The 23,797-nt window shown below is 47.6% G+C and carries 21 protein-coding genes; 9 read left to right on the plus strand and 12 right to left on the minus strand.

Annotated elements, in window-relative coordinates:
• Positions 1 to 142: 142 nt before the first annotated feature.
• The 3 genes from tviB to AC4IFB_RS12715 all read left to right on the plus strand — a co-directional run bounded on the left by tviB (position 143) and on the right by AC4IFB_RS12715 (position 3,533).
• Positions 143 to 1,420 (plus strand): Vi polysaccharide biosynthesis UDP-N-acetylglucosamine C-6 dehydrogenase TviB, encoded by a 1,278-nt coding sequence (tviB, locus tag AC4IFB_RS12705; protein ID WP_490776705.1) that lies wholly within the window; start codon positions 143 to 145, stop codon positions 1,418 to 1,420.
• Entirely contained in the window at positions 1,417 to 2,451 is a 1,035-nt protein-coding gene (locus AC4IFB_RS12710) for an SDR family oxidoreductase (RefSeq protein WP_490776706.1), read from the plus strand. The genes tviB and AC4IFB_RS12710 overlap by 4 nt, the downstream gene beginning before the upstream one ends.
• Positions 2,452 to 2,525: 74 nt before the next feature.
• Entirely contained in the window at positions 2,526 to 3,533 is a 1,008-nt protein-coding gene (locus AC4IFB_RS12715) for an NAD-dependent epimerase (RefSeq protein WP_490776707.1), read from the plus strand.
• Between the two features lie 316 nt (positions 3,534 to 3,849).
• On the opposite strand, the gene rdgC is transcribed toward AC4IFB_RS12715, so the two are convergent.
• A complete protein-coding gene (gene rdgC, locus AC4IFB_RS12720; RefSeq protein WP_490776708.1) occupies positions 3,850 to 4,755 on the minus strand; it encodes a recombination-associated protein RdgC in 906 nt (301 codons plus the stop codon).
• Between the two features lie 579 nt (positions 4,756 to 5,334).
• Here rdgC and amrA point away from each other — a divergent pair.
• From amrA to AC4IFB_RS12735, 3 genes are all read left to right on the plus strand, one after another.
• Positions 5,335 to 5,916: an AmmeMemoRadiSam system protein A gene (gene amrA / locus AC4IFB_RS12725; protein ID WP_490780358.1), complete on the plus strand. Its 582-nt coding sequence runs from the start codon at positions 5,335 to 5,337 to the stop codon at positions 5,914 to 5,916.
• An 891-nt stretch (positions 5,917 to 6,807) separates the two neighbouring features.
• Entirely contained in the window at positions 6,808 to 8,355 is a 1,548-nt protein-coding gene (locus AC4IFB_RS12730; protein ID WP_490780359.1) for a RelA/SpoT-related domain-containing protein, read from the plus strand.
• A gap of 109 nt (positions 8,356 to 8,464) precedes the next feature.
• Entirely contained in the window at positions 8,465 to 8,659 is a 195-nt protein-coding gene (locus AC4IFB_RS12735) for a hypothetical protein (protein WP_490780360.1), read from the plus strand.
• Positions 8,660 to 8,801: 142 nt separating this feature from the next.
• On the opposite strand, the gene AC4IFB_RS12740 is transcribed toward AC4IFB_RS12735, so the two are convergent.
• A complete protein-coding gene (locus AC4IFB_RS12740; protein WP_490780361.1) occupies positions 8,802 to 9,578 on the minus strand; it encodes a pentapeptide repeat-containing protein in 777 nt (258 codons plus the stop codon).
• A 228-nt stretch (positions 9,579 to 9,806) separates the two neighbouring features.
• On the opposite strand from AC4IFB_RS12740, the gene fliK reads away from it, so the two are divergent.
• Both fliK and AC4IFB_RS12750 read left to right on the plus strand, forming a co-directional pair.
• Complete coding sequence (fliK, locus tag AC4IFB_RS12745) at positions 9,807 to 11,012, plus strand: flagellar hook-length control protein FliK (protein ID WP_490780362.1); 1,206 nt, start codon at positions 9,807 to 9,809, stop codon at positions 11,010 to 11,012.
• Positions 11,009 to 11,299: an EscU/YscU/HrcU family type III secretion system export apparatus switch protein gene (locus tag AC4IFB_RS12750; RefSeq protein ID WP_490776715.1), complete on the plus strand. Its 291-nt coding sequence runs from the start codon at positions 11,009 to 11,011 to the stop codon at positions 11,297 to 11,299. Before fliK ends, AC4IFB_RS12750 begins: the two co-directional genes overlap by 4 nt.
• A gap of 286 nt (positions 11,300 to 11,585) precedes the next feature.
• Here AC4IFB_RS12750 and AC4IFB_RS12755 read toward each other — a convergent pair whose 3' ends face one another.
• From AC4IFB_RS12755 to AC4IFB_RS12800, 10 genes are all read right to left on the minus strand, one after another.
• Positions 11,586 to 12,827 carry an EAL and HDOD domain-containing protein gene (locus AC4IFB_RS12755; protein ID WP_490780363.1) on the minus strand — a complete coding sequence of 414 codons (1,242 nt, stop codon included), beginning with the start codon at positions 12,825 to 12,827 and terminating at the stop codon, positions 11,586 to 11,588.
• 232 nt (positions 12,828 to 13,059) lie between these two features.
• A complete protein-coding gene (fliJ, locus tag AC4IFB_RS12760) occupies positions 13,060 to 13,488 on the minus strand; it encodes a flagellar export protein FliJ (protein WP_490780364.1) in 429 nt (142 codons plus the stop codon).
• 14 nt (positions 13,489 to 13,502) lie between these two features.
• Positions 13,503 to 14,912 carry a flagellar protein export ATPase FliI gene (gene fliI, locus AC4IFB_RS12765; protein WP_490780365.1) on the minus strand — a complete coding sequence of 470 codons (1,410 nt, stop codon included), beginning with the start codon at positions 14,910 to 14,912 and terminating at the stop codon, positions 13,503 to 13,505.
• Entirely contained in the window at positions 14,896 to 15,600 is a 705-nt protein-coding gene (locus AC4IFB_RS12770; RefSeq protein ID WP_490776719.1) for a flagellar assembly protein FliH, read from the minus strand. The genes fliI and AC4IFB_RS12770 overlap by 17 nt, the downstream gene beginning before the upstream one ends.
• Positions 15,587 to 16,615 carry a flagellar motor switch protein FliG gene (fliG, locus tag AC4IFB_RS12775; protein ID WP_490776770.1) on the minus strand — a complete coding sequence of 343 codons (1,029 nt, stop codon included), beginning with the start codon at positions 16,613 to 16,615 and terminating at the stop codon, positions 15,587 to 15,589. Before fliG ends, AC4IFB_RS12770 begins: the two co-directional genes overlap by 14 nt.
• 19 nt (positions 16,616 to 16,634) lie before the next feature.
• Entirely contained in the window at positions 16,635 to 18,314 is a 1,680-nt protein-coding gene (gene fliF, locus AC4IFB_RS12780) for a flagellar basal-body MS-ring/collar protein FliF (protein WP_490776720.1), read from the minus strand.
• A 23-nt stretch (positions 18,315 to 18,337) separates the two neighbouring features.
• Complete coding sequence (fliE, locus tag AC4IFB_RS12785) at positions 18,338 to 18,658, minus strand: flagellar hook-basal body complex protein FliE (protein ID WP_490776721.1); 321 nt, start codon at positions 18,656 to 18,658, stop codon at positions 18,338 to 18,340.
• Between the two features lie 55 nt (positions 18,659 to 18,713).
• On the minus strand, positions 18,714 to 20,054 hold the full coding sequence (locus AC4IFB_RS12790; RefSeq protein WP_490780366.1) for a sigma-54-dependent transcriptional regulator: 1,341 nt from the start codon (positions 20,052 to 20,054) through the stop codon (positions 18,714 to 18,716).
• Complete coding sequence (locus AC4IFB_RS12795) at positions 20,051 to 21,283, minus strand: sensor histidine kinase (RefSeq protein WP_490780367.1); 1,233 nt, start codon at positions 21,281 to 21,283, stop codon at positions 20,051 to 20,053. Before AC4IFB_RS12795 ends, AC4IFB_RS12790 begins: the two co-directional genes overlap by 4 nt.
• Before the next feature lie 114 nt (positions 21,284 to 21,397).
• Entirely contained in the window at positions 21,398 to 22,870 is a 1,473-nt protein-coding gene (locus tag AC4IFB_RS12800; protein WP_490776724.1) for a sigma-54 dependent transcriptional regulator, read from the minus strand.
• 283 nt (positions 22,871 to 23,153) lie between these two features.
• Here AC4IFB_RS12800 and AC4IFB_RS12805 point away from each other — a divergent pair, with 283 nt between their 5' ends.
• Complete coding sequence (locus AC4IFB_RS12805; protein WP_490776725.1) at positions 23,154 to 23,789, plus strand: FHA domain-containing protein; 636 nt, start codon at positions 23,154 to 23,156, stop codon at positions 23,787 to 23,789.
• Positions 23,790 to 23,797 lie beyond the last annotated feature (8 nt).

Here is a 23,797-nt window from a genome sequence, read left to right on the forward strand (position 1 = left end):
AGGAGATACAAATTCCTCGATTTCAATGGCATGCCACGTTATCATTCATAATCCTGATCGAAAAAATTGAGATTATGCTCAATTTCAGGCGATCGGCTACCGAACGACAAATTCGCATTCTCATGGCATAAGGAATCAAAGCATGATTGATTTTGGAAAAGTACACATCGGTGTGCTTGGTCTTGGTTACGTGGGTCTGCCACTGGCAGTAGAATTTGGAAAAAAATTCCCCACAACCGGGTTGGACATCAATGAAGCTCGTGTTGAGGAGCTCAAACAGGGGAAAGACAGCTCCTTGGAGGTCGACCCTGCAGAACTGAAAGAGATTCCCCACCTCAGCTATACCAGCAATTTGGATGATCTGAAGCCATGCAATGTATTTGTTGTCACAGTTCCAACACCTATCAATGAACACAAACAACCCGACTTGAGTCCACTGGTTGGTGCCAGTCACGCCTTGGGTAAGATATTGAAACCTGGCGATATCGCCATATTTGAATCCACTGTCTATCCCGGTGCGACTGAAGAGGTTTGTGTACCTATTATGGAGGCTGACTCCGGCCTTAAATACAATCAGGACTTTTTCGTCGGCTACAGCCCGGAACGAATCAATCCAGGTGATAAGGAACATCGTCTCCCGACAATCAAGAAGGTCACATCCGGATCAACCCCTGAAGTCGCTGATTTTGTTGACGAACTCTACAAAAGCATCATCACCGCCGGTACACACAAGGCCAGCAGTATCAAAGTTGCTGAAGCTGCGAAGGTTATAGAGAACACCCAACGGGATGTGAATATCGCGCTGATTAACGAGTTGGCTCTGATTTTCAATAAATTGGGTATTGATACCCTCGAGGTACTCGAAGCTGCTGGTAGCAAGTGGAATTTCCTGCCTTTCCGTCCCGGATTGGTCGGTGGCCACTGTATTGGTGTTGACCCCTATTACCTGACCCATAAAGCCCAATCCATCGGATACCAGCCTGAGATCATCCTCGCAGGTCGTCGCCTCAACGATGGCATGGGGGCTTATATTGTTCACAGTGCCGTAAAAATGATGTTGAAACGGGGTATGTCTACCTACAATAGCAAAGTTCTGGTACTGGGCCTTACCTTCAAGGAAAACTGTCCTGATCTGCGCAATACCCGTGTTGTGGATATTGTTAGCGAATTTGAGGAATACGGGGCGAAAGTCGATGTATATGACCCCTGGGTTGACCCGGACGAAGCTGAAAAGGAGTACGGCCTGCGACCAATTCCTGAGCTGACAGATGGCGCTTATGATGCAGTTATACTCGCAGTTGCACATCGGGAGTTTCAGGAAATGGGATCAGAAAAGATTAGAGCACTCTGCTCAGAGAATGGCGTGCTTTATGACGTCAAGCATGTACTCCCAGTTGACGATGTAGACTCAAGACTATGAGCAGTGCCTATGTTTCTCTGAAAGAGAGCCTTGTAACCACCCCTTCAACCTGGCTGGTTACAGGTGTTGCCGGATTTATCGGTTCTAACCTGCTGGAAACCCTGCTGAAGCTGAACCAGAAAGTTGTCGGATTAGATAACTTTGCCACTGGACACGCTTATAATTTTGACAAGGTAAAGGCTTCGGTATCAGAGGAACAGTGGTCTGGATTTCGTTTCATAGAGGGTGATATACGAAATCTAGAGACTTGCCACGAGGCCTGTCGTGATGTCGACTATGTTCTGCATCAGGCTGCACTGGGATCGGTACCCCGTTCATTGACCGATCCAATCACAACAAATGAGAGCAATATCAGCGGCTTTCTGAACATGTTGGTCGCCGCTCGGGATGCAGAAGTGAAGCGTTTCGTCTATGCAGCCTCAAGCTCTACATATGGTGACCACCCAGGTTTACCTAAAGAAGAGGACAAAATCGGCAATCCACTCTCACCCTATGCAGTCACTAAACTGGTTAATGAGCACTACGCTCAGGTGTTTGCCCGTTGTTATGATTTCAACACCATAGGCCTGAGATATTTCAACATATTCGGAAGACGGCAGGATCCAAATGGGGCCTATGCCGCAGTCATCCCTAAATGGGTCGCTTCAATGATTGATCAGGAAGATCTGTTCATCAATGGTGATGGTGAGACAAGCCGGGATTTCTGTTATATCGACAATGCGGTTCAGGCAAATCTTTTAGCGGCCACAGCTACAAATCCGGATGCCTGCAATCAGGTTTATAACGTGGCCGTGGGGGATCGCACCACGCTGAATCAATTGTTCACCAAAATCAGAGACATTCTTGCCCAGCGCTTTACCTATCTGAGCGATATTTCCCCGGTCTATCGAGATTTCCGCGCAGGTGATGTCAGGCACTCATTGGCAAATATTGATAAGGCCAGAGATCTTCTAGGCTACCAACCCACACACAATATCGATCAGGGTTTATCTGAAGCCATGTCCTGGTATGTCGAGGATCTGACCGACTAAAAAACCTGCTTATCTCTCAGTGCTGCCACTGACAGTCATCTGGTTATCTGTTTTTGCCTGTAGGAAATGAAATCATGCGAGTACTCATCACCGGCGGCGCCGGCTTCATCGGATCAGCGTTGGCTTTGCGCCTATTGGAGCGTGGGGATGAGGTAATCAGCATCGATTGTCTGAACGACTACTATGATGTAGAGCTAAAAAAAGCACGACTGGCCCGCACCCAATCTCATCCCAACTTCACCGATCTGCGTCTTGAACTCGAAGACAGAGCAGGCATAGCCAATGTCTTTGCAGAGTATAAACCTCATAGGGTAGTCAACCTTGCTGCTCAGGCCGGGGTACGTTATTCGATTGAAAACCCGCTCGCCTATATCGATTCAAATTTAGTGGGATTTGGCCATATTCTGGAAGGCTGCCGTCAACATGATGTTGAACACCTGGTATACGCCTCAAGCAGCTCAGTCTATGGGGCTAACACCTCAATGCCTTTCTCTGTGCATGACAACGTCAACCACCCGGTCAGCCTCTATGCAGCTACGAAAAAAGCCAATGAATTGATGGCCCATACCTATAGCCACCTCTACCGCATACCCACAACCGGCCTACGCTTTTTCACCGTTTATGGCCCCTGGAGTCGCCCCGATATGGCGATGCTGAAGTTCGCCCATAAGATCATGCGTGGTGAGCCAATAGATGTATTCAACTATGGTAAACATCGACGTGACTTCACCTATATCGATGATATTGTCGAAGGCGTGATCAGAGTACTGGATCGTATACCCCAACCTAATCCGGAATGGGACTCTGACCATCCTGATTCGGCCAGTAGTACCGCACCCTATCGTCTCTACAATATTGGCAACAATAAGCCTGTTGAGCTGATGCGCTATATCGAACTACTGGAGCAGAGCCTGGGCAAAAAGGCTGAATTGAATTTGCTGCCACTGCAAGACGGTGATGTCGTCGCAACTTATGCTGATGTGACCGACCTTATTGAAGATACCGGCTATAAGCCCGACACTCAGCTGGAAGATGGCGTCAACAACTTTGCGCGCTGGTTTTTGGAATACTACAACTACTGAGCAGCCTTTTGAGGCTTGCTGATCATCGATGCATGACCCCGGATGTCGGGATGATCGTCAGGTAGAAGGTAGAGGATAAGAGAAGAAAAAAACAGGCGGGGGATGACCCTGGAGGCATTTGGGCCATCTATCCCCGCCAGACTAGCGCTTAACACGGAAACGACCAACCGTGAGCGTAGGAAGAGACTAAAGATTCTACTCGGGATCGACATTGACCTGAGTCAATAAACCACAAACTACATCAGGTTATTCGGTAACCTGTTGCCAAAATGTTGCACTACATCCCCTTCTAGTGTGGTCCTCTACATTCAACGTTCTACTCCGCGACACCGCCAAATAGTTCGAACAGTTCCGGCAGTAGTCGTCTGAACTCCAGACTCATCAGGGTAAAATGGCTATCAAATGCATCCGCTTCTGTCTCTATTTGATTATCAGCAGCCTGCTCTTGCAGTAGATCGAGGAATCTCAATCTTTTGATAGAGAGATCTGATTCAATCAGGCAGGAGATCCGTTCATCCCATTCGACAGCAAGTTTAACAACATCCTTACCCGCCTCTAAATGGGCTAAAATCTCGTCAGCCGTCAAATCCTGCCCTTTACAACGCAAGATGCTTGCTTCATCAGAGCGATCCTGAAGTTCACAGCTGTCCGAGAGAGAAAAGTTTTTGTGTTGTCCCGGACGCTTCAGCCACTCAGTCATCACATAGGTTGGCGCTGTGGCACTCTCCAGAGGTTTCACAGGCAGAGAGCCAAGTGTATCCCGTAGCAAGGTAATCAGCGCCTCTGCTTTGTTCGCACTGGATGCATCGACCAGTATCCACCCCTGTTGCTTATCGATCATGGCATATTGCCGAGTGTGGCGACTAAATGCCTGCGGTAAAAGCTGTTGAAAGATATCCTCCCGCAGTTCGGTCCTCTCCTTGCGACCTACCTTACGCCCCTCTTCCAGCTCAATTTCCGCCAGCTTCTCCTCCATGATCTCTTTGATAACCGTTGAGGGCAGCAGTTTCTCCTCCTGCCTCGCACAGATCATTTGACAACCGGCGATCTCATGCACCAGGCTATCGGCCTTTCTTCCCAGAGGGCTATCCCACCCCATGCTCATCAGATCCTGGCTACCACAGGTTTGAAAAGCCTTACCCTTCAGCTGCTCCTCCATAGCGTCCTGAGAAAGATTGAAGGGCTGCTGTAACAGATAGATCCGAAGATTCTTAAACCACATATCATTTATCCATAGGAAAATACCAAGGGGCGAATTATGTCGAACACGAGGCGACTAATCCAGAACAGCAGGTAAGAGAATCTCTCCAATCGACAAATTAGCCAGACAGTAGTGTTTCACAAACAGTTCGCCTGATCGCTTGGGTAACGAGTTAAGTTGTGGATTTTGCAAAACATTCGCGAAGAATCTAAAAGAGTATGGTGAATTTGATCCACCCAGAGTGACAATCCTAAAACAGGCTGCCCAACCAGTGATCTCTGGATCAAAAGTAGAGGCACGCATGACAAGGCTTTCAAATGACGGCATACACCTTCAATTCATTGCCACATTGCTATGCCCCGCTCCTCCAGCTCTATCAGAATCACAGCAGTGCCAATAGGCTATTCTATAGATAAAGGGTATCTTTATTGATTAAATTCTCTGTCAGAGAAACCTCTGGCAAAAGGTTTACTATATGAATATATTCCTTAGCAATACCAAGCAAGGAACGATTCGGCAATAATCGATCTATTCTGAAGATAATCATAACCTGTTACAGATTCCCTTGTATTACTGCCTGCTTCCTGTAAGGAGTGGATCATGATCACCCCAGAGCAAAATCTACTTTCAGAGAAAAGTCGTAGAGAATTGTTGGAGATTGCTGGCGCATCAATAGATTATGGCCTTACCCATCACAAATGCCTCAATCTGAAAGCAGAGGAATATACTCAAGAGTTACAAGCCAAACGGGCCAGTTTTGTTACCTTGATGATCGCCAATGAACTGAGAGGATGTATTGGCCATTTAGAAGCACAACAGGCCCTGGTGAGTGATGTGGCGGAGAACGCCTATTCAGCAGCATTCCAAGATCCCCGATTCCCGCCACTGGCAAGAAGTGAAAGAGAGAAATTGTCAATTCACATCTCAGTACTTACGCCAGCAGAGCCTATGGAATTTGAATCGGAAACTGATCTCATTGATAAAATCAGACCAGGAAGAGATGGTTTGATCCTGATTGAAGGCGTGCGTAGAGGTACCTTCCTGCCATCAGTTTGGGATCAGTTACCAGATCCTCATGACTTTTTGCACCATCTCAAAATGAAGGCAGGTTTACCCTCAGGTTACTGGTCGAATACAATGCAGGTTGAGCGTTATGAGACTGAGTCTTTTCCGAAAGAGTAGTCGACTCTTGAGAAGAAAGTAGTCAGCGACATTGACCCACTGAGTTTTCACCACAAGTCTGTCCATCGAACCATATCAAACAAACGATTACTGTCCTGAGCACGATCAATTAACTCTTCTTACTCATTTGCCTGCCTCTATTTTTTAGTCTTTCGACATAATTCATTGAAAATGATTTTTCTGCATCATTTAATTGGCCCCATATTCTATTATTTTGCAGCCGGAATAAACAACACATCCACCCATAAATTCACATCCATGGATAATCGCTTAGGACTTAAGCAGTATCTATTGTCATAGTTGACTTATGTAACCAAAGAAATAGTCAGTTTTTGAACAATAATTCAGGAATTTTTCGGTTAACCAAGTGATTTTCAGATGAGCAAGTATAGCCAACACTCGACTATGCCGACTTGTAATGATGAAGTTAGATTAAGCCAGTTGTTACATCAGTAACCGCTGACAAGCTGCCAGATCGGGAGTTCTGCCATAACCTAATTGCTTGCAGGCTCTTTCTAAGGGATTGGACCGCACCTACCATCCCCTTGAACTTGCTCTCAAAGTATTGTGTTATATAGAGCCAATTTTCAAGATCTATCTCTATACGCTCAAGTATGGGTGGTATGTTGTTGGGTATAAAACCTTTTTATTTTCTAAGGTCGCCCTACCCGTCCAGTTTACCAGTTGCAGATAATCTTTAAAATCAAATGGCAATCCATTCGGCATTTCATCACGGTAATTTCCAACAAAGGGAAGCAATTAGATTCCATGTTGTTATCTGTAAGTCGTCCATTCTATAAATACTTACTAGGGTAATCACTAATGCCCGTGTCCCGGCCGGAGTGCTAGCATTATGCAGAAGGATCAGTTTCATCCATGCAGGAGGCACATGTGCAAAATTCATCAAGCAGTGTTCAACAAGGCTCAAGAGGCACTGGCTATAACAACTATTCAGTGCCTACCGAAGATGAAAATAGCAACCACAATTCTACCAATCCAGCCTCCTCTCAAAGTCAGCAGGAGAAACAACCTCAAACGGTTACTGATTTCAGCAATAGCCCCACCACTGCTGAACAATTGAGCCGGTCAATCACAACAGAGGAACGTCTTGCGAACCTTCCCTCTTCTTTTGCAGAGCAGTCAGAGACAGCAGGAAATGATAGCGCTCAAGCCTACGATCTGAATCCACTGGTAGGGCCGACTGGAATGGCGGCTCGACGAGAATTCAATGGCATCCCCTTCCGCAGCAAAGATGCCTATCAAGCTTACAAAGGCATGACGGCAGATAGCTTAGCCGGACCTGACGACATTCGTCTGCGACAACTCAAAAACTCTTTGCAAATTGTAAATGATAGCCACACCAGTCAATTGAGAGAAGTTCCTGGTATCGACGGACAGGTTGGTGGCCGAGCAAAAACCCCGTTTAGCACCTTTGGCAAACTTCGCGAGACCCCAGATACTACGATCGGACAAATAAAAGACCTCTCCGGCCTTCGTGTAAACCTCAATCCGAGTCAACCTGATTTCCAGGAATACTATAAAACCCAAGATGCTTTAAAAGATACCCTTGGAGATGCCCTACAACTTAAAAAAGATTATATCAAGCAACCAAATCCCTGGGGATATACTGGCCGTATCCACAGCATTTTAACCGAACCGGGAGGATTAGCACATGAAATCCAGGTCGGTTCTAGTGATCTTTCGAATTTCATTGATGGCAGGCTCAACACAACGGGGGGTGATCACATCGCCCTACACGATGCCACTGGTTACAAGGGGCAGATCTACGGTGCAAAGGTGCCGGATCATCTGCAAAGACAATACCCCCAACTGATGCAGCGCATCACTGATACCAATGGTGTAGGACAACAAGTTGTAGATGCACCTGAATTACAACGGGAGATCAATCAATTCAACCGAGCGGTTGAAGAGTCACTACCTCCGAAATTGAACAAGCCACCAGAACCTGAATTATCTGCCAAAGCACGCATGGGAAACACCGCAGCCAAAGGATTTGGTGTATTGGGTTTGGCAGGAGGAACATTGCAAACCGCTAATGGTGTGAACACTCTTACCAACGGCGGAGACAAAATTGAAGGTAGCGCAGATGTCGGCGCCGGTAGCACTGCAGTTGCTTCAAGTGTGGCATTGCTAGGAGGGCGTATGGCGCTCGGCACCTCGACCGGTGGTGCGACAGCGATCATTGACGGTGCTAAGGATGTCTACATCGGTATCCGTGATGGTAATGTCGAAAAAACAGCGGTTGGTACGATCAAAGCCGGTGCGGGCACGGCTATGATTGCCGGTATCGCCACTGCCAATCCCATACTCATTGCTGGCGGAGCAGTTGCTTATTGCGGCGCGGCTGTTTACGAAAGTCGCGATGCGATTGCCTCTGCAGCCAAGGGTGCTTGGAACTGGACCACTTCATGGTTATGATGAATACATGTTGGCATGGTTTAAAAAACTCCTTTCTCGCAGACATTCAGATGCTAATGGGTGTGGCCTGTTCTTCGGTTTTGTGGTGACTGAACGTGACACAGGGAGAATGATCCACCGAGAAATGATGGATGCGAGACATCTCAGAATCAATAAGGCATCTAAAAAGTCTTGGTTCAAACGACTACGACTCGAGATGAAATACAATTCTAAACATTATGATGTGCAGGATGGGGCATTCAACTCCAAGGAAGCTTTCGACCACTTTCACCCCGATACAGTGGATGAAGATTCACACCGTTAAAAAACTAATCTACTGAAACATCATCCTCATGACTTTTTGCACCATCTCTAAATGAAGGCCAGGTTACTATCGAATACGCTGCAGGTTGAGCGTTATGAGTCCGAGTCTTTTCCGAAGGAGTAGTCGACTCTTGAGAAAGTAGTCAGCGACATTGACCCACTGAGTTTTCACCACAAGTCCGACCATCGAACCAAATTGCGCTATCCAGTCGGGTTCCGCTCCAAAGCACTCCATCGATGCGACTGCCACTCAAATCAGCAAATTGTAAGTTACTATTTGTTAGATCCGCATCACGAAGATCCGCACCCTGCAGGTTCGCTCCCACAAGGAGGCTATTTTGCATCTGGGCATAACGTAGATCTGCCTGTCGGATATCTGCATAACTCAAATCGACGCCATTCAGGTTGGTAGCACTGAATTTCCCCTGACGCAATACAGCACTATTCATATTTGCCCCCGCCAAACTTGCAGACCCAACATCTATGCGAAGCAGAAGACAGTTTCGCCAGTTGACTCCTGGAGCTGGAGGCTGATCACATTGGGGGGTATCGATATGCTCAGGCATTCCAATCAGTAGAGAAACTACTAACACAACCCCCATGACCAGGATTGAAATTGTCAGAGGTAGTATCGGAATCCGACCTATACGCGCCCTATCCTTCTCCCTGGTCTGCGCTCGCGCTTCCACTTTAGCCATCGCATCCTTATCACCGGAATCTGCACGCAACTGGAGGGGAACCACACTTGGCACCTGTAGAACCTGCTGCCACACTTGTTGGTCTGAGCTGATTTGATCAGTCAAATCCAAAGCACCATCCAGCAGCAGCTGCCTGACTCGTGATGCTGTTACAGGCCCTGAAACCTGTCCCTCATGCTTTACGAACCATACTTGGGGTGAATCTTTACTTTGTTTTTCCATAGCTACACTTTAGCCTGATTCTGCAGGTTCAGGTTAGTTTAGGTAATATATTAACCCGGCGACTAAGTATGTCGTCTTCAGGGTTAATAGTATTGTTTTTAATCGTTTTATGCCTGTTTTAAAGCATCTTATAAACAGGAATACAGAGATTCATTGGTTTACCATTGAATCAAACAACATTGTCCAAGCTTGGGTATACTTTCCATAATCAATTGACCGGAAACGCTGATGCCGTTCTCGATAGCAAAAATCCTACCGCCGCTGCCCACCTCGGTAACAGCTAAATCGCTGTTAGAGACGATCCAGCCTGGACAGGTACTGCGCGGTACCGCGCTTAGTGAAACTATCAATGGCGCCATGCGATTACAAATCGGAGTGACTCAGTTGACCGCTCAAACTACCTTGAGCGTCTCTCCTGGTCAGCCTCTGCTGCTACAGGTAGAAAAAGCGGGACAACTTCCTGAGCTGCGTGTCATCACTCAACCCACACAGAAGGAATTAACCGCCTGGGCACTGAAAAACAATCTCCCCAGACAACAACCTTTACCACAGCTTTTCAAGGCTTTGGTGGAAACTCTCAGTAAACCCACGACTCAGCCCCTTCCCGAGCCAGTCAAACAAGCGGTTGCGCAGATACTGACACGTACCCTCTCCATCGATAGTTCCAATTTCAAACCAGATATGAGTAAGGCATTACAACTAAGTGGCACTCAGACAGAACTGCAGCTGATTCGACAAACCCTGCCGAATAATGATTTAAAGCTCAATCTTTTACGATTGATCGGTTTGATAAAACCCTATATTTCTCAATCTTCTGTCTCCACAGGAAGTGGACTACCAGTGCAGGGACAAGCAGCACCCAACCTGGCACCAAAGAGTTCGTTGCAGTTGCCCATGCAGAATCTGCCATTACCTTCAACACCACAACCGCCTGTTGCGCCACAAGCAGTGGAGACTGATGCTACAGTCAAGCTTTTACTCGATCTTTTTAAACACATTGATGGGGCAATTGCCAGAATACAGACCAATCAACTCAGCTCACTGCCCACAGATGACTCAACACGGCAGATCTGGCAGTTTGAACTGCCGATTCGAAATGGTGATGGATTTGATCTATTTCATATTAAAATCGCAAGAGATGGTCATCATGGAGCTACCAATTCCCAATCCGGGTGGCAATTAACGCTACATATGAATCTATCTCCCCTCGGCCCTATGCGCATACGCCTGCATCTCGTTGGTGAATCTATTTCCACAACCATCTGGTCTGAAATCCCGGAGACATCCACTATGGTTAGTCAACAGTTGGATAGATTGCGCAGTGGGCTTGAATCTGCTGGTCTGGAGGTCAAGAAACTGGAGGCGTTTCATGGTTCAGCCAGGAATGAATATGAACTACCCAATGATCATTCCCTATTAAACGAAAAGGTATGAACAAAGAAGAGAATCAATCAGCTGATGTTGCAGTAGCTCTGAAATATGATGGAGAGAATGCCCCTCGCCTTACGGCCAAGGGTCGAGGTGAAGTTGCAGACAAGATCTTAGCACTGGCTGAGGAACATAATGTTCCACTTCATGAAGATGTGGAACTCGCTGCTCTGCTTACCCAGATACCGCTTGGCGATGAAATACCCCAAGCGCTCTATCGAGCCGTTGCTGAGGTAATTGCCTTTTCCTATATGTTATCCGGGAAACGGCCGCCAGGTTATGAAGATAAGTGACAGGAGAGAAACATGAAAAGAGTTTTTTTTACACTGGTCATATTCGTTTTCAGTTGCCTAATCTCTACAATTGGGGTTACAGAGGAGAAACCATCTGATCAGTCGCCGAAGTCAACTGATAAGAGCTACACGACAGAGACTCAATCCAAGCAGAAACTAAGTCGCAAGTGCGCAATCTACTCTGGCATCTGTCCAATGAATAAACGAGCAGAGGTAGGGGCTTATTGCATCTGCAATACACCTTCTGGCCCCATTCATGGTGTAGTAATCCCTTAGGGAAGCCCGCTCATGTTTCTGAGAACTCTTTTCGCAGCGTCTCCACGGTTTCAAGAGCATGTACATAAATTGTATTCAATTGTTCAACAGGAAGAATTTGAGCCGCATCACTCATCCAATCACACCTTTCCAAATCGATTGCGCACTGAAGGCCTGTTCCGAAAGGCCCGGAATGAGCACGCAATGCCTCAATCATATAGTCAGGAAGGGGCATCTCTGTTAAAAGCTCCTCCATAGGCTGATTCAACATGGCATCCAGTGTTGATAAAAGACCGACTGTATAACCGCTGTCCGGTTGGCCTTTTACGAACACCTCAGTCAATGACTTGCATAGCTCAGCCCTAACAAGACTGGTTGTAATCAGTTCTGGTGATGCCCCATCAAAACCAGCCATTAAAAACAGAGTGCTCCACGCCCGCAAGCGGTTTAGCCCGACTAAAACAACCGCTTCACGAATTGAGTTTACCTTTCTAGGTAAGTTGTGTGCTGCCGAGTTCACAACCCGAAGGACTTTAAAACTTAGATTTGAATCATGCTCAATCAGTGCAGCTATCTCATCTATTTCCGCCTTGGGATCATTGATTTTGGTTATTGCCTTGAGTAGTACACTCTTGTTACTTGGACTTCGGGTAGTTTTGATTGTTTGGGGTTTGGCAAAAAAATAGCCTTGGAACAGATCAAAGCCCAATCGTTTGGCTGTCTCGAACTGCTCACGATTCTCCACTTTCTCTGCAAGCAGTTTCAGGCCAAGAGCGTGTAATTGTTTAATCTCTTCTTGATAATCATCAAGATCCAAATCGAGAATATCGACTTTTATGAAAGAACAACTGCTAAGTAGCGGATCCCAACGAGACTCGAATCGATAGTCATCCAATGCAATGGTATAACCATCTTGATGAAGTTTACGTACGCCGGCAATAACTTCCGGAGTTAACTCAAAATCTTCCAATACTTCTACTACTATCCTTGAGTTGTCGACTGGTAAATCAGGAAGATCTGTGAAGAATCGTTGGGTCATATTGATAAAGACCCGATGATCACCCACCAGCCGTTGTAGACCGAATTCGAGAAAGCTATTCAGTACGGTTCGTGCAGATGCCTCATCGCCATCAAACTTTTGTTGATCATCAACTGTTCGATAGAGCAACTCATATCCATAGACATTTAACTGCGCGTCCAGTATGGGCTGACGGCCTATCTGCACGATCTGTGGCGGTAGTTGTGGATCAGTTCCGGTCGATACTTCACACATGATTCACATCATACACAAGAAGTATTTTCTAAAACCAGATTTCAACAAAATTTACAATAATCGTCTCGATTAACTACAAAAAAACAGATTTTATAACCACTTTTTTGAAGAGGATAAATCAGATACCCATTCAAATGGTTAAGAATGCGATTCATTACTTGGGGCCTTTTAACACTAATCGAAACTAGAATTTTGGTAAGGATTTATAGCGACTCATCTCTGCTCAAGACTGTTATTTATTTCTCTGATTATGATCGTCGTTCTCTTTCTGCTCTCGGCGATCAGCAACCTTTTTTTCCTGGTCACGATAACGGCCTAATACTTTGTTCAATGCCTCTGTGCGGCTGTGTTTCTGTTTCCAATTGTCTTTGTGACTATTGTGATCAACCATGCTGCTTGCAACAACTTGTTGCTGCTGAGTGATGGCCTCATCTAATTTTGCAAGAAAGGTTCTGTATTCCTGCAGTTGAGTCGCTGTCATACCCTCGCTGGCAATCTGTTGAAATCTATCAAGGTATTCCTGATGATATTGCTTCAGCTGCTTAAGTTTTGCCTCTTCCAATTCAAGATTTTTGCGTGCTTGACCCATACTACGAGCCGCATTCTGCTCTTTTGAGCGTGCGAATCGCTGTACAGGTTTAAGTCGCTTTGTGGGTGACATAGTTATCTACCGGGTTATTGTTCAAGAGGGTTCGGCAGACTAAGTCCAGCCGGCATATCAGATTCAAGTTCAGGCTCAGCAGGAAACAGGGTTTCGAGATCTCGAAGACTCTGAGCCAAGGCCACCGGTGTATACATATCCTGTCGCAGAAACTCATTAAGTGCAGGCATCGCCGATATAGCAACATCTATCTGTTCATCACTCCCTGGTTCGTAGGCGCCAACGCTTATTAGGTCGCGATTCTGCTGATATAGAGAGTATAGATGCTTAAATGAACGGGCGGCGTCCTGATGGCTATAGTTGGTGATGTCGTTCATCGCACGGCTGATAGAGGCCTCAATATCGATAGCAGGATAGTGTCCAGCTTCTGCCAGTTGTCTCGACAAGACAATATGCCCATCGAGAATTGCCCGTGCGGCATCGGCAATGGGGTCATTCTGGTCATCACCCTCAGTCAATACCGTGTAAAAGGCGGTGATTGAGCCTCCGCCTTTATCCCCATTACCTGCTCTCTCAACCAGTTGTGGTAACTTGGCAAATACAGAGGGTGGATATCCTTTGGTTGCCGGCGGCTCATGTATCGCCAATGCAATTTCCCGTTGGGCTTGAGCAAACCTGGTCAAAGAATCCATCAACAGCAGCACATGTTTGCCCTGCTCACGGAAGCTCTCAGCTATACTCGTGGCCAGCATTGCGCCATGCATCCGTCTTAATGGTGGATTATCCGCTGGTACTGCAACCACGACAGCACGTTTCAGGCCCTCCTTGCCGAGAATGTTCTCTACAAACTCTTTAACCTCACGACCACGTTCACCAATCAATCCAACAACAGTGACATCTGCATTGGTGTAGCGTGTCATCATGCCAAGCAGCACACTCTTACCCACGCCTGATCCAGCGAACAATCCCAGTCTCTGTCCTCGCCCCACACTCAATAAGGCATTGATTGCTCTGACGCCAACATCCAAGGGTTCTCGTATAGGTGTACGGGCAAGGGGGTTGAAACTGGTTCCGGTCAGAGGACGTCGCTCATCGGTGTGTAGCGGACCAAGACTATCCAGTGGCTTTCCTGCGCCATCGATCACCCTGCCAAGCAGATGCTCCCCGACTACAGCTTCACAAACACGTCCTGTCGGGATAACTCGCGCCCCCTGTTCCAGGCCATGGATATCGCCCGTTGGCATCAGATAGAGGCTGTCCTCACCAAAACCAACCACTTCAGATTCTATATGTGTGCCATTACTGCTCACTACATCGCATTGACCACCAATCACTGCACGGCAACCAATGGCCTCCAGGGTCAAACCGACCATTCGGGTCAACCTGCCCTCGACCACCAGGCCCCGGTCATCACCCAGGCGATCCTGATAACGGCGTAAGCGCTCTGCCCATAAATTTTGCCGCTCCTCACCGAGTAATTCCATCGCCCTGATCCTCTTCCATCTGCTCATCAATGGCTCGTGCACCAGCCAATAACGGTGCAATCAGACTGGCCAGCCGGGACTCAAGGGTAGCATCGACCTGTGAGGTATCGGTGACCACTCTGCACCCTCCCCGGTTTATTACTGGATCTTCGATCAAATCCCAGCCAACTTCCGCATCTCCTAATGCATAGACTTCCCGGATCAACTCAGCATCTTCAGGATGGAGCAGGAGACGTACATTCCGAGATGAGACAGGTAGTACAGAGAGCGCTTCACGCACCACGCCTACTATCAGATTAGGGTCGCTTTTAACCTCACGCCGAACTAGCTGTTTAACAATAGCGATAACCAGTGCTAACAGCTCCTTCTCGACTTGGTTATCGAGGTTGCGCAAGGGTCGGACAAAAGTTTCAAGCAATCGATCGAGCTGGCTTGTGTAGTGATGCAAATCCTGGCGGGCCTGATTCAAGCCTTCTTTATGACCAAACTCAAACCCCTCCTGTTTGCCCTTTTCGAAACCCTCCTCATAGGCCTGTTGCTGTATCGCTTCAAGCTGCTGAGCTGTAGGCGGTGCACCGGGTGGATGTATCGTGCCTCTGCTTTGGCTTTTCTTGCCATCACCCATTTCAGGAGGTAACCACTGCCTGATATCGATTGATCCTTCATCGTCGTATTTAGACGAACTCATCACCACCGCCTCCAAGCATGATTTCACCGGCGTCCGCCAGACGGCGGGCTACTTGGAGAATCTCCTTCTGAGATGCCTCCACATCACTCAGTTTAGCTGGTGCTGCAGCTTCCAGGTCATCTTTGAGCATTTCAGCTGCACGCTTGGACATATTCTTGAAGATCTTCTCTTTGAGTGCTTCATCGGCACCACGCAACGCCAACAGAAGCTGTTCAGTACTGACTTCTCGTAGCAAGGCTTGAATACCCCGGTCATCAACATCGATGAGGTTTTCGAAGACGAACATGTTGTCCTGAAGCTCTTGGCCCAGATCAGAATCGACCTCAGTTATCTCTTCCATCAGTTTACTCTCAACCGCACCATCCAACATGTTGAGGATTTCAGCAGCAGCTTTGACGCCACCAAGGTTGGAAGACTTTACATTCGATGCTCCTGAGAACTGTTTTTCGAGTATCTCGTCGAGCTCCTGAAGGGCAACGGGCTGTATGCCATCCAGAGTTGCAATTCGCATCATGACATCGGTACGAACTCTATCTGCAAATTGACTCACCACCTGTGCTGCCTGATCCGGCTCAAGGAAAGAGAGTACAATGGCAATAATCTGGGGATGTTCCAGGCGAATCAATTCAGCAATGCCACGAGGATCCATCCATTTAAGCTGTTCCAATCCCTTACTGTTACGGCCCAATAATATTCGGTCGATCACGCCGCCAGCCTTATCTTCACCTAAGGCATTGGTCAACATATTACGGATGTATTCATCCGAGCCCAGACCCAAAGCGGTCTCCTGCTCTAATGTTGAGACAAACTGATGCATTACAGCTTCCATCTGATCAGTGCTGACTCCTGTCAGAGAGGCCATTGCTAAACCGACATCCTGAACCTCTTTAGGCCCCATATGGCGTAAGATTTCTGCTGCATCCTTTTCACCAAGCGCCAACAAAAGAATTGCTGAGCGTTGCAGACCATTGATGTTACCCACTTCTGCCTGCTTCTCAGGTGAAGCCTGACTCATCGCTGTATTGGCAGTTTGATTATTGGCCATCTTCTGAAATCCACTTTTTAACTACCTGAGCCACGCGTTTGGGATCATCCTGAATCATATTACGCGCTGCATCTAATGTTTTTTCATAACTTTGGGGGCCTGGAAGCTGAAGAGAAGAGTCATCTTCCGACAACATACCCATCTCACCCCCCTCAACAGCCATGTTTGCCATACCGCCCTCTCCTGCTACTGCTCCGGCTGTCGCCATAGACTGAGTCATCTGGGTGGTAGCCACTTGCCTGGTTAACCTTGTCATAGTTGGCTTCAATACGCCAAAAACCAAAAGCAGGAAGAGCAGAGCACCACCAACCTGACGAACCAGATCCCAGAACCAGCTCTCCTCCCACATTGGGGCTACAGGTAGCGGTTCAATCGGCTGAGGCACAAAAAAAGCCTCATTGATCACTTGTACTCGATCACCACGCTGTATATCGAAACCTACAGCCTCTTTGACCAGGTTAGACAACCGGGTGATCTCTTCAGCAGTTCGCTCAACCGGGACAACCCCACCATCTTCACCGGCCTGATAGCGGTCGTTGACTACCACGGCTACCGAAAGCCGACGTAACCGGCTGCTGGGCAGGCGGGTATGACTGATCGTCTTATCCAGTTCGAAATTGCGCGTGGCTCGTTTACTGCTATTAACCGGAGTGCCGCCCTCCTCGCCCTCAGCCCCACCTGTCGCCACTTGAGGCGCATTTGCTGCTGCAGGAGGCTGATTGGTTAAGGCCCCGGGCACCCCTTGTATATCACTCAGTACCGATTGCTGTTCATTAATCTGTTCAGAACGAAGTGCGTTCACATCAGGATTATAGTATTCCTGAGTCTGTTCGACATAAGTGAAATCCATATCAGCAGTCACTTCAGCTCGAAGATTGTCTCGCCCTACCATTGGCGAAAGAATATCTTCAATACGTTGCTTATAGTGCTCCTCAAGCTCCCGTGTATACTCAAATTGTCGTGAAGTCAGTTGCATTTCCCGAGTATCTTTCTTGCTACTCAGCAGCCGGCCTTTCTGGTCTACAACAGTCACATGAGAGACGTCCAGTTCAGGCACGCTTGAGGCGACAAGGTGAGTAATCGCCTCCACCTGCCCCTTTTCCAGTGATCGTCCCGGATAGAGCTTGATCACTACTGAAGCACTGGGAAACTTTCTTTTACGAATAAAAACAGACTGTTTTGGCGTTGCAAGATGAACCCTAGCGCTATCAACATTCGCCATCGTCATGATTGAGCGAGCCAACTCGCCTTCGATCGCTCGCTGATAACGAGCGGTTTGAACCAGCCTGCTGGTGGAAAATCCTGTATCTTCCTGCATCAGCTCGAAACCAGTAGAGCCAGACTGCGGCAAACCCTGGCCGGCAAGTTTCATCCGCGCCTCTTGTAGACTGGAACTGGGCACCATAACAATGCCGTTGGCTTGGTCAATCTCATACTTGATGCCAGCCTGCTGCAGCGCTTGAGCAATCTCCATCGCATCTTTACTGGGTAAATTTCCGAACAGTGGACTGTAGCTTGGCTTCTGTGTCCAAAGCACAACCGCCACACCCAAGGCGACGCTTGCCGCAATGCCAACCATGACAGCAATTTGTCTAACAATGGGATTATCTTGTAAACGAGACCCAGCTTGGAGTTCGTTATTTGTATGTTCGGATGTTACAGTTGCCATTTTTAGCCTTCTTATTCAATCAGTTAGATTGGCATATTCATCACGTCTTTATACGCTTCGACCAATTTGTTCCGTACCTGAACCATGGCTTCAAAGGAGAGACTCGATTTTTGAGCAGCTATCATCACCTGTGCCAAATCCATCTCCCCCTGGCCACTATCAAAGGCAGTACGCAAAGCACTCGCTTCCTGCTGTATGGAATTGACATGATCAATCGACTGCTTGAGCAGCGCGGAAAAGTCAGCGCCCGAACTCTTAGGAGACTCCTGAGCATTATCCGCAGCTTGTGACGACATCACTCGCATCTGAGCAAGTACTTGTTCAATGTTCATGTTGTTATTCATAACCTATGCTCCGTTATGTCACTGTTTATATGATCTATGCAGAAATCACACCAGCTCACCCTGGTATGGCTACACCGGCATCCCGCATACGAGCGATCTTGTAACGCAGGGTACGTTCACTGATACCTAACCTGCTGGCGACATGTTTTCGGCTTACACCACCCTTCCCCAAGGCATCGAGAATCATCTGTTCCTCGACAGATCTCAAATCTTCAGGAAGCTTGCCAACGTTCGATGCTACTACTGTCTCTTCCGGTTTAGAGTTTGATGAAGTTGATTCAAAGCAGAGATCTGCCACATCAATCATGCCACTGCTATTGAGAATCAGCGCCCGCTGCATGAGATTGTCCAGCTCCCTAACGTTGCCTGGCCAAGCGTGCTCAAGTAACTGTTGTTCAGCTGCATCGGTAAATTTTGGAAGCGTCTGACCAGAGCGCAAACTGTGTTGCAGCAGGTGATGTGCAAGTGGCAGGATATCCCGCTGACGCTCACGCAGTGGCGGCAGAGTCAGGGGAAATACATTGAGACGATAATAGAGGTCTTCACGAAAACGTCCTGCAGAAACCTCTTCACGAAGCTTGCGATTGGTGGTCGCCAATACGCGCACATCCAATTCTATCAACTTGCGTCCACCAAGACGCTCCAACTCCTTTTCCTGTAAGACCCGAAGTAGCTTGGCCTGCAAAGCGAGACTCATTTCTGAGATTTCGTCTAACAGCAGTGTTCCCCCCTGCGCCTGTTCGAACTTACCTGCAGTAGCCTGATAGGCACCGGTAAAGGCCCCTTTCTCATAGCCGAAAAGAACGGCCTCAAGCATATTTTCAGGAATTGCTGCACAGTTGATGGCGATGAATGGACCACTGTTACGGGGAGAATGTTGATGAATATATCGTGCGAACACCTCCTTACCCGTACCACTCTCCCCATTCAGCAATACCGTTGCTTCACTCAACGCAACTCTGCGAGCCAATTCCAGAACTTCATGACTGCGAACATCTTCTACCACAGGTCCGCCACTGGAGGGTTCAATAACAGGCTGGATGTTTGCAGCAACCTTACTGACCAGAACTTCTGCTTCAAAAGGTTTCACCAGATAATCAACAGCACCGTCATGCATTGCCATTACTGCCTTTTCAATGCTGCCATATGCAGTCATCAGTAATACCGGTAGTTCAGGATAAGCGTGCCTTATTTCACGTAGTAATGTGTGGCCATCCATGGGTTGCATCTGCACATCACTGACAATCATACCGATGGACTCACGCTGTAAAATCTCGAGGGCTGATCGTCCCCCCTCAGCTGTACACACTGGATAACCAGAGAGCTCAAGGGTGTCACTAAGCGCTTCCCGCAGATCGGGATCATCTTCAACTATCAGCACCGTCGCTTGACTCATGACAGGCTCCTTCTTTGTTCAACGCCAACTGTCGTTTGTTGATTGGTAAACAGAGGCGTTGATATCTGTTCTGAACTATCCGCTGCACTGGGAAATCGCATTTGAAACAGGGCGCCACCTGAGTTTGAATGAGTGGCTATGATCTCGCCCCCATGGTTGAGTACGAGATTCTGTACAACCGCCAACCCCAGTCCGGTGCCACCACTACGTGTAGTGAAAAAAGGATCGAAAATACGTGCTAACAATTCATCCTCAATACCCAGGCCGTTGTCAGCAATTTCAAGTTCGATCTCATCACCCAGTTTGAGGGTTATCTGCACAAGCTTCGCCCCTTGCTGAATCGCGTTTTCCAATAAATTACCCAACAAGCCCAGCAGGGCATCTTCACGTCCCAGCATGATTGCACGGCCATGACTCTGATCATCAATTTCGAGAGTAACGCCAGAGTTGTTTAATTCCTGATCCACAGTTGACGAAAAAGTCTGCAGTAGATGACTCACCAATATTTGGGACTCACCGGCATCTTCACCTCGTGCAAACATCAGGATGTCGTGAATTTGACGCTCCATATGTTGCAAACGATCTCGTAACTTTGCAGTAAATTGCTGGCGTTTGTGTGGGTTTAAATCTTCATTTGCAAGATGGGAGACATAGAGGAGCGCGCTGCTCAGCGGCGTGCGCATCTGGTGAGCAAGTTGCGCTGACATTTCACCCATGGCGGTCAAACGCTCCCGTCGATTGAGTCGCTCCTGTAGCTTCCTTGTCTCCGTAATATCAACCAGAACCAGGATATGGCCAGGTGCCTGCTCCAAACGACTGGATGAGAGTGTCAATAAATGGCCATTAAGCAACTTCAGCTCATTACCCTTGATCACACCCCCAAGTGCCCGTTGACGAACTATCTCAGACCACTGATCCAGAGGTTTTATCCTGCCTAAAAGCCTCTCTGCTGCCGGATTATATTCACGAACACGCTCCTCACCATCAAGAACAATAACAGCTGCAGGCAGTGTCTCGAGTAACCGCTCCAAACGGTCGGCCAGACGCTCTTTCTCGGCCAACTGAACCATACGTTCACTTCTGGCTGCAGCCAGTTCCTGACTGAGTTCCAACACTTGGGATTGAAGCTGCTGATAGGATCCAGTCAGCTCTTCAGAGAGTTGATTAAATAGATTGAAGGCCGCCTCAAGGGCGTGTTGTCGATCAGCAAGTGATGTTTTCGGTGACACGTCATTAGCCTCATTCGTCAGTCTTCATTCCTCACTGACGATGTTTGCAAAATACGTGCCTAAATTATTTATCCTTTACTATCAACTGGTTACTGTTCTTGTATATGGACAACGTCAAATTCCCGTCGACTCTGTTTGACGCTGCAGACCATATTTACGTAATTTTTCCACCAGTGTGGTTCGTCGCATATGCAGTCGTTTTGCAGCATGAGCGACAATTCCATCGGACTCCTCAAGAGCCTGCTGGATCAAGCTCTGCTCCAAAGAGTTAAGATGTGCCTTCAGATCAATGCCATCATTAGGCAGTCGTGGTGCATTCAATGTGGTTCCCGGTTCATCACCCTGGAGAGTAACTTGTGGTAACTGGGTGGTGTCCATCAAGTCAACCGCAGGTCGAAACTTCTCAGGAAGCTCACCCACATCAACGACACCATAGGGATAGAGAATAGCCAAACGTTCTATCAGGTTAGCAAGCTCTCTGACATTACCCGGCCATCGGTAATGACTCAAGGCAGCGACAGCCGCTGGTGTAAGCCTGACTGAACCACGCTTTTCGTTTTCAATCCGATGGATCAGGTCATTCACCAAGACAGGAATATCCTCCACCCGTTCTCTGAGTGGTGGCATTTCAATCGGAAATACATTCAGGCGATAGTAGAGGTCTTCACGAAAATCCCCTGTTTTTATAGCTGCTTCCAAGTTTCGGTGGGTTGCGGCGATGATGCGTACATTACAGGGAATAGTCTTATTGCTGCCAACACGTTCAAAAGTCCGCTCCTGCAGGACTCTGAGGAGCTTCACCTGCATCGGCATGCTCATATCACCGATTTCATCGAGAAAAAGGGTGCCGCCCTCTGCCATTTCGAATCGCCCTTGCCGAGCGCTGATTGCACCGGTAAACGCACCTTTTTCGTGCCCGAACAGCTCGCTCTCTAAAAGATCTCCTGGAATGGCGCCACAATTTACCGGGACAAAAGGCTTACCTCTTCGTACAGAGTGAAAATGGAGTTTACGTGCCACCACTTCCTTACCTGTGCCTGACTCGCCAAGAATAAGCACAGTCGCCTCGGAGTCAGCGACCTGTTCAATCATCTTATTGACCTGTCGCGTTGCTCTGCTGCTGCCTGATAAACTTCGAAACAGCTCAACTGGTCGGCTGTTTCCACCCTCAGGATTCTTTAACTCTTGAAAGACCTGGGCTTTATGGGCCAGTGTCATGAGGTCGTCATAGAGCGTAGGCAGTTTAAAATTACCTATGACATTATCGAATCCTTCAAATGATTCAGGACTCCCCTGCTGCTGATCGTAAATTTGAAAAACAGGAAGGCTGGGGTGACTCTCAGAGAGACCCTTAACAATCGTCAACCGTTCATTGCGACTTAGCCCAATCCCCAACATTACCGCCACACAGGTGGCCCCGCCTTGATTACTGGTATCAAGCAGAGAAAGATCATTGATTACCACAACCTCTCCTTCGACAAAACTCAGGATATGTTGCAGATAATTTTGACGCTCCGCGTCTTGATCAAAAAGGTAAATACAGAGATTAGGAAACACTGAACCGTCTTTGTCAGAACTATGCCCCATTCAACAGGCCCTATTGCGGTATGAATTCCGTAGGAATGGTGCGAAGTTAAGCAGCATTTTTGTAAAATGTCAAAATTACGACGATCCAAGATTTTAATTAAACATTCGCAAATAACATATTGTTATTCAATAAGGTTAGCAGATAATCGCCCAAGCATCGGTTTGGTTGATTCGTAATCGTTTAATTCCTTGGCTGACGTTTATAAAGTGACATTTATAGTGTTTTACTAATAAAACTAGATATATACTTGGGTTTATACAGGTTGTATCTAAAAAAAGCTCCATGCCAAAACTGACACTCTCATTCAAAGGTCGAGTTATCGACGTTTTTCATTTACAGCCCGGATCGACAGATATTGGTCGGGATTCGGACTGTGCCGTTGCTATTGATAGTCTGGCTATCGCCCCACTTCAGGCCACGATTATTGATGATGGCAGCGACTATCGACTAAAAGCTCGTGATGATGACTTCCCTGTGCTTGTGAATCATGAACAGACAGAGGAGATCAATCTACATCATGGTGATGTCATACAAATAGGCAAGCATACCCTGGCATTTGCTGAAGATGTCATGGAGCTAGGTGCCGATCTAAGCCAATCTCCAGCAACAGAATCAGCTGAGCCGGAAAACGAAGAGCCTGAGGAAGCGGATGATACCCCTTCGTCAGGAGTCTTACAGATCGTCAATGGCGACAATTTTGGCCGCATTATACCGTTAAAGCGCAATATGACCCGTATCGGTCACACTGGAGGCGACTGTGCCATGATTGCCCGTCGGGAAGAAGGCTACTATATCACCTTCCTGGAAGGCCCTAATCCGCCAACGATAAACCAGCAACCGATTGCCGATAAGGGTCAATTGCTCAACGACGGGGATTTGATCGAGGTTGGGGGAACACAAATGCAGTTTCACACATAACCTGAATC

The sequence above is a fragment of the Candidatus Thiodiazotropha sp. AKIB8 genome (assembly GCF_058244675.1).

Bases quoted from the DNA above. Each gene is read 5' to 3' on its own strand.
- rdgC (WP_490776708.1), bottom strand. From the start codon at position 4,755: ATGTGGTTTAAGAATCTTCGGATCTATCTGTTACAGCAGCCCTTCAAT.
- AC4IFB_RS12805 (WP_490776725.1), top strand. From the start codon at position 23,154: ATGCCAAAACTGACACTCTCATTCAAAGGTCGAGTTATCGACGTTTTT.
- AC4IFB_RS12715 (WP_490776707.1), top strand. From the start codon at position 2,526: ATGCGAGTACTCATCACCGGCGGCGCCGGCTTCATCGGATCAGCGTTG.
- fliJ (WP_490780364.1), bottom strand. From the start codon at position 13,488: ATGTCACCCACAAAGCGACTTAAACCTGTACAGCGATTCGCACGCTCA.
- AC4IFB_RS12735 (WP_490780360.1), top strand. From the start codon at position 8,465: ATGATCCACCGAGAAATGATGGATGCGAGACATCTCAGAATCAATAAG.
- AC4IFB_RS12710 (WP_490776706.1), top strand. From the start codon at position 1,417: ATGAGCAGTGCCTATGTTTCTCTGAAAGAGAGCCTTGTAACCACCCCT.
- fliK (WP_490780362.1), top strand. From the start codon at position 9,807: ATGCCGTTCTCGATAGCAAAAATCCTACCGCCGCTGCCCACCTCGGTA.
- fliG (WP_490776770.1), bottom strand. From the start codon at position 16,615: ATGAGTCAGGCTTCACCTGAGAAGCAGGCAGAAGTGGGTAACATCAAT.
- fliE (WP_490776721.1), bottom strand. From the start codon at position 18,658: ATGAATAACAACATGAACATTGAACAAGTACTTGCTCAGATGCGAGTG.
- fliF (WP_490776720.1), bottom strand. From the start codon at position 18,314: ATGGCAACTGTAACATCCGAACATACAAATAACGAACTCCAAGCTGGG.
- AC4IFB_RS12750 (WP_490776715.1), top strand. From the start codon at position 11,009: ATGAACAAAGAAGAGAATCAATCAGCTGATGTTGCAGTAGCTCTGAAA.
- AC4IFB_RS12790 (WP_490780366.1), bottom strand. From the start codon at position 20,054: ATGAGTCAAGCGACGGTGCTGATAGTTGAAGATGATCCCGATCTGCGG.
- AC4IFB_RS12770 (WP_490776719.1), bottom strand. From the start codon at position 15,600: ATGAGTTCGTCTAAATACGACGATGAAGGATCAATCGATATCAGGCAG.
- AC4IFB_RS12800 (WP_490776724.1), bottom strand. From the start codon at position 22,870: ATGGGGCATAGTTCTGACAAAGACGGTTCAGTGTTTCCTAATCTCTGT.
- AC4IFB_RS12755 (WP_490780363.1), bottom strand. From the start codon at position 12,827: ATGTGTGAAGTATCGACCGGAACTGATCCACAACTACCGCCACAGATC.
- fliI (WP_490780365.1), bottom strand. From the start codon at position 14,912: ATGGAATTACTCGGTGAGGAGCGGCAAAATTTATGGGCAGAGCGCTTA.
- AC4IFB_RS12740 (WP_490780361.1), bottom strand. From the start codon at position 9,578: ATGGAAAAACAAAGTAAAGATTCACCCCAAGTATGGTTCGTAAAGCAT.
- amrA (WP_490780358.1), top strand. From the start codon at position 5,335: ATGATCACCCCAGAGCAAAATCTACTTTCAGAGAAAAGTCGTAGAGAA.
- tviB (WP_490776705.1), top strand. From the start codon at position 143: ATGATTGATTTTGGAAAAGTACACATCGGTGTGCTTGGTCTTGGTTAC.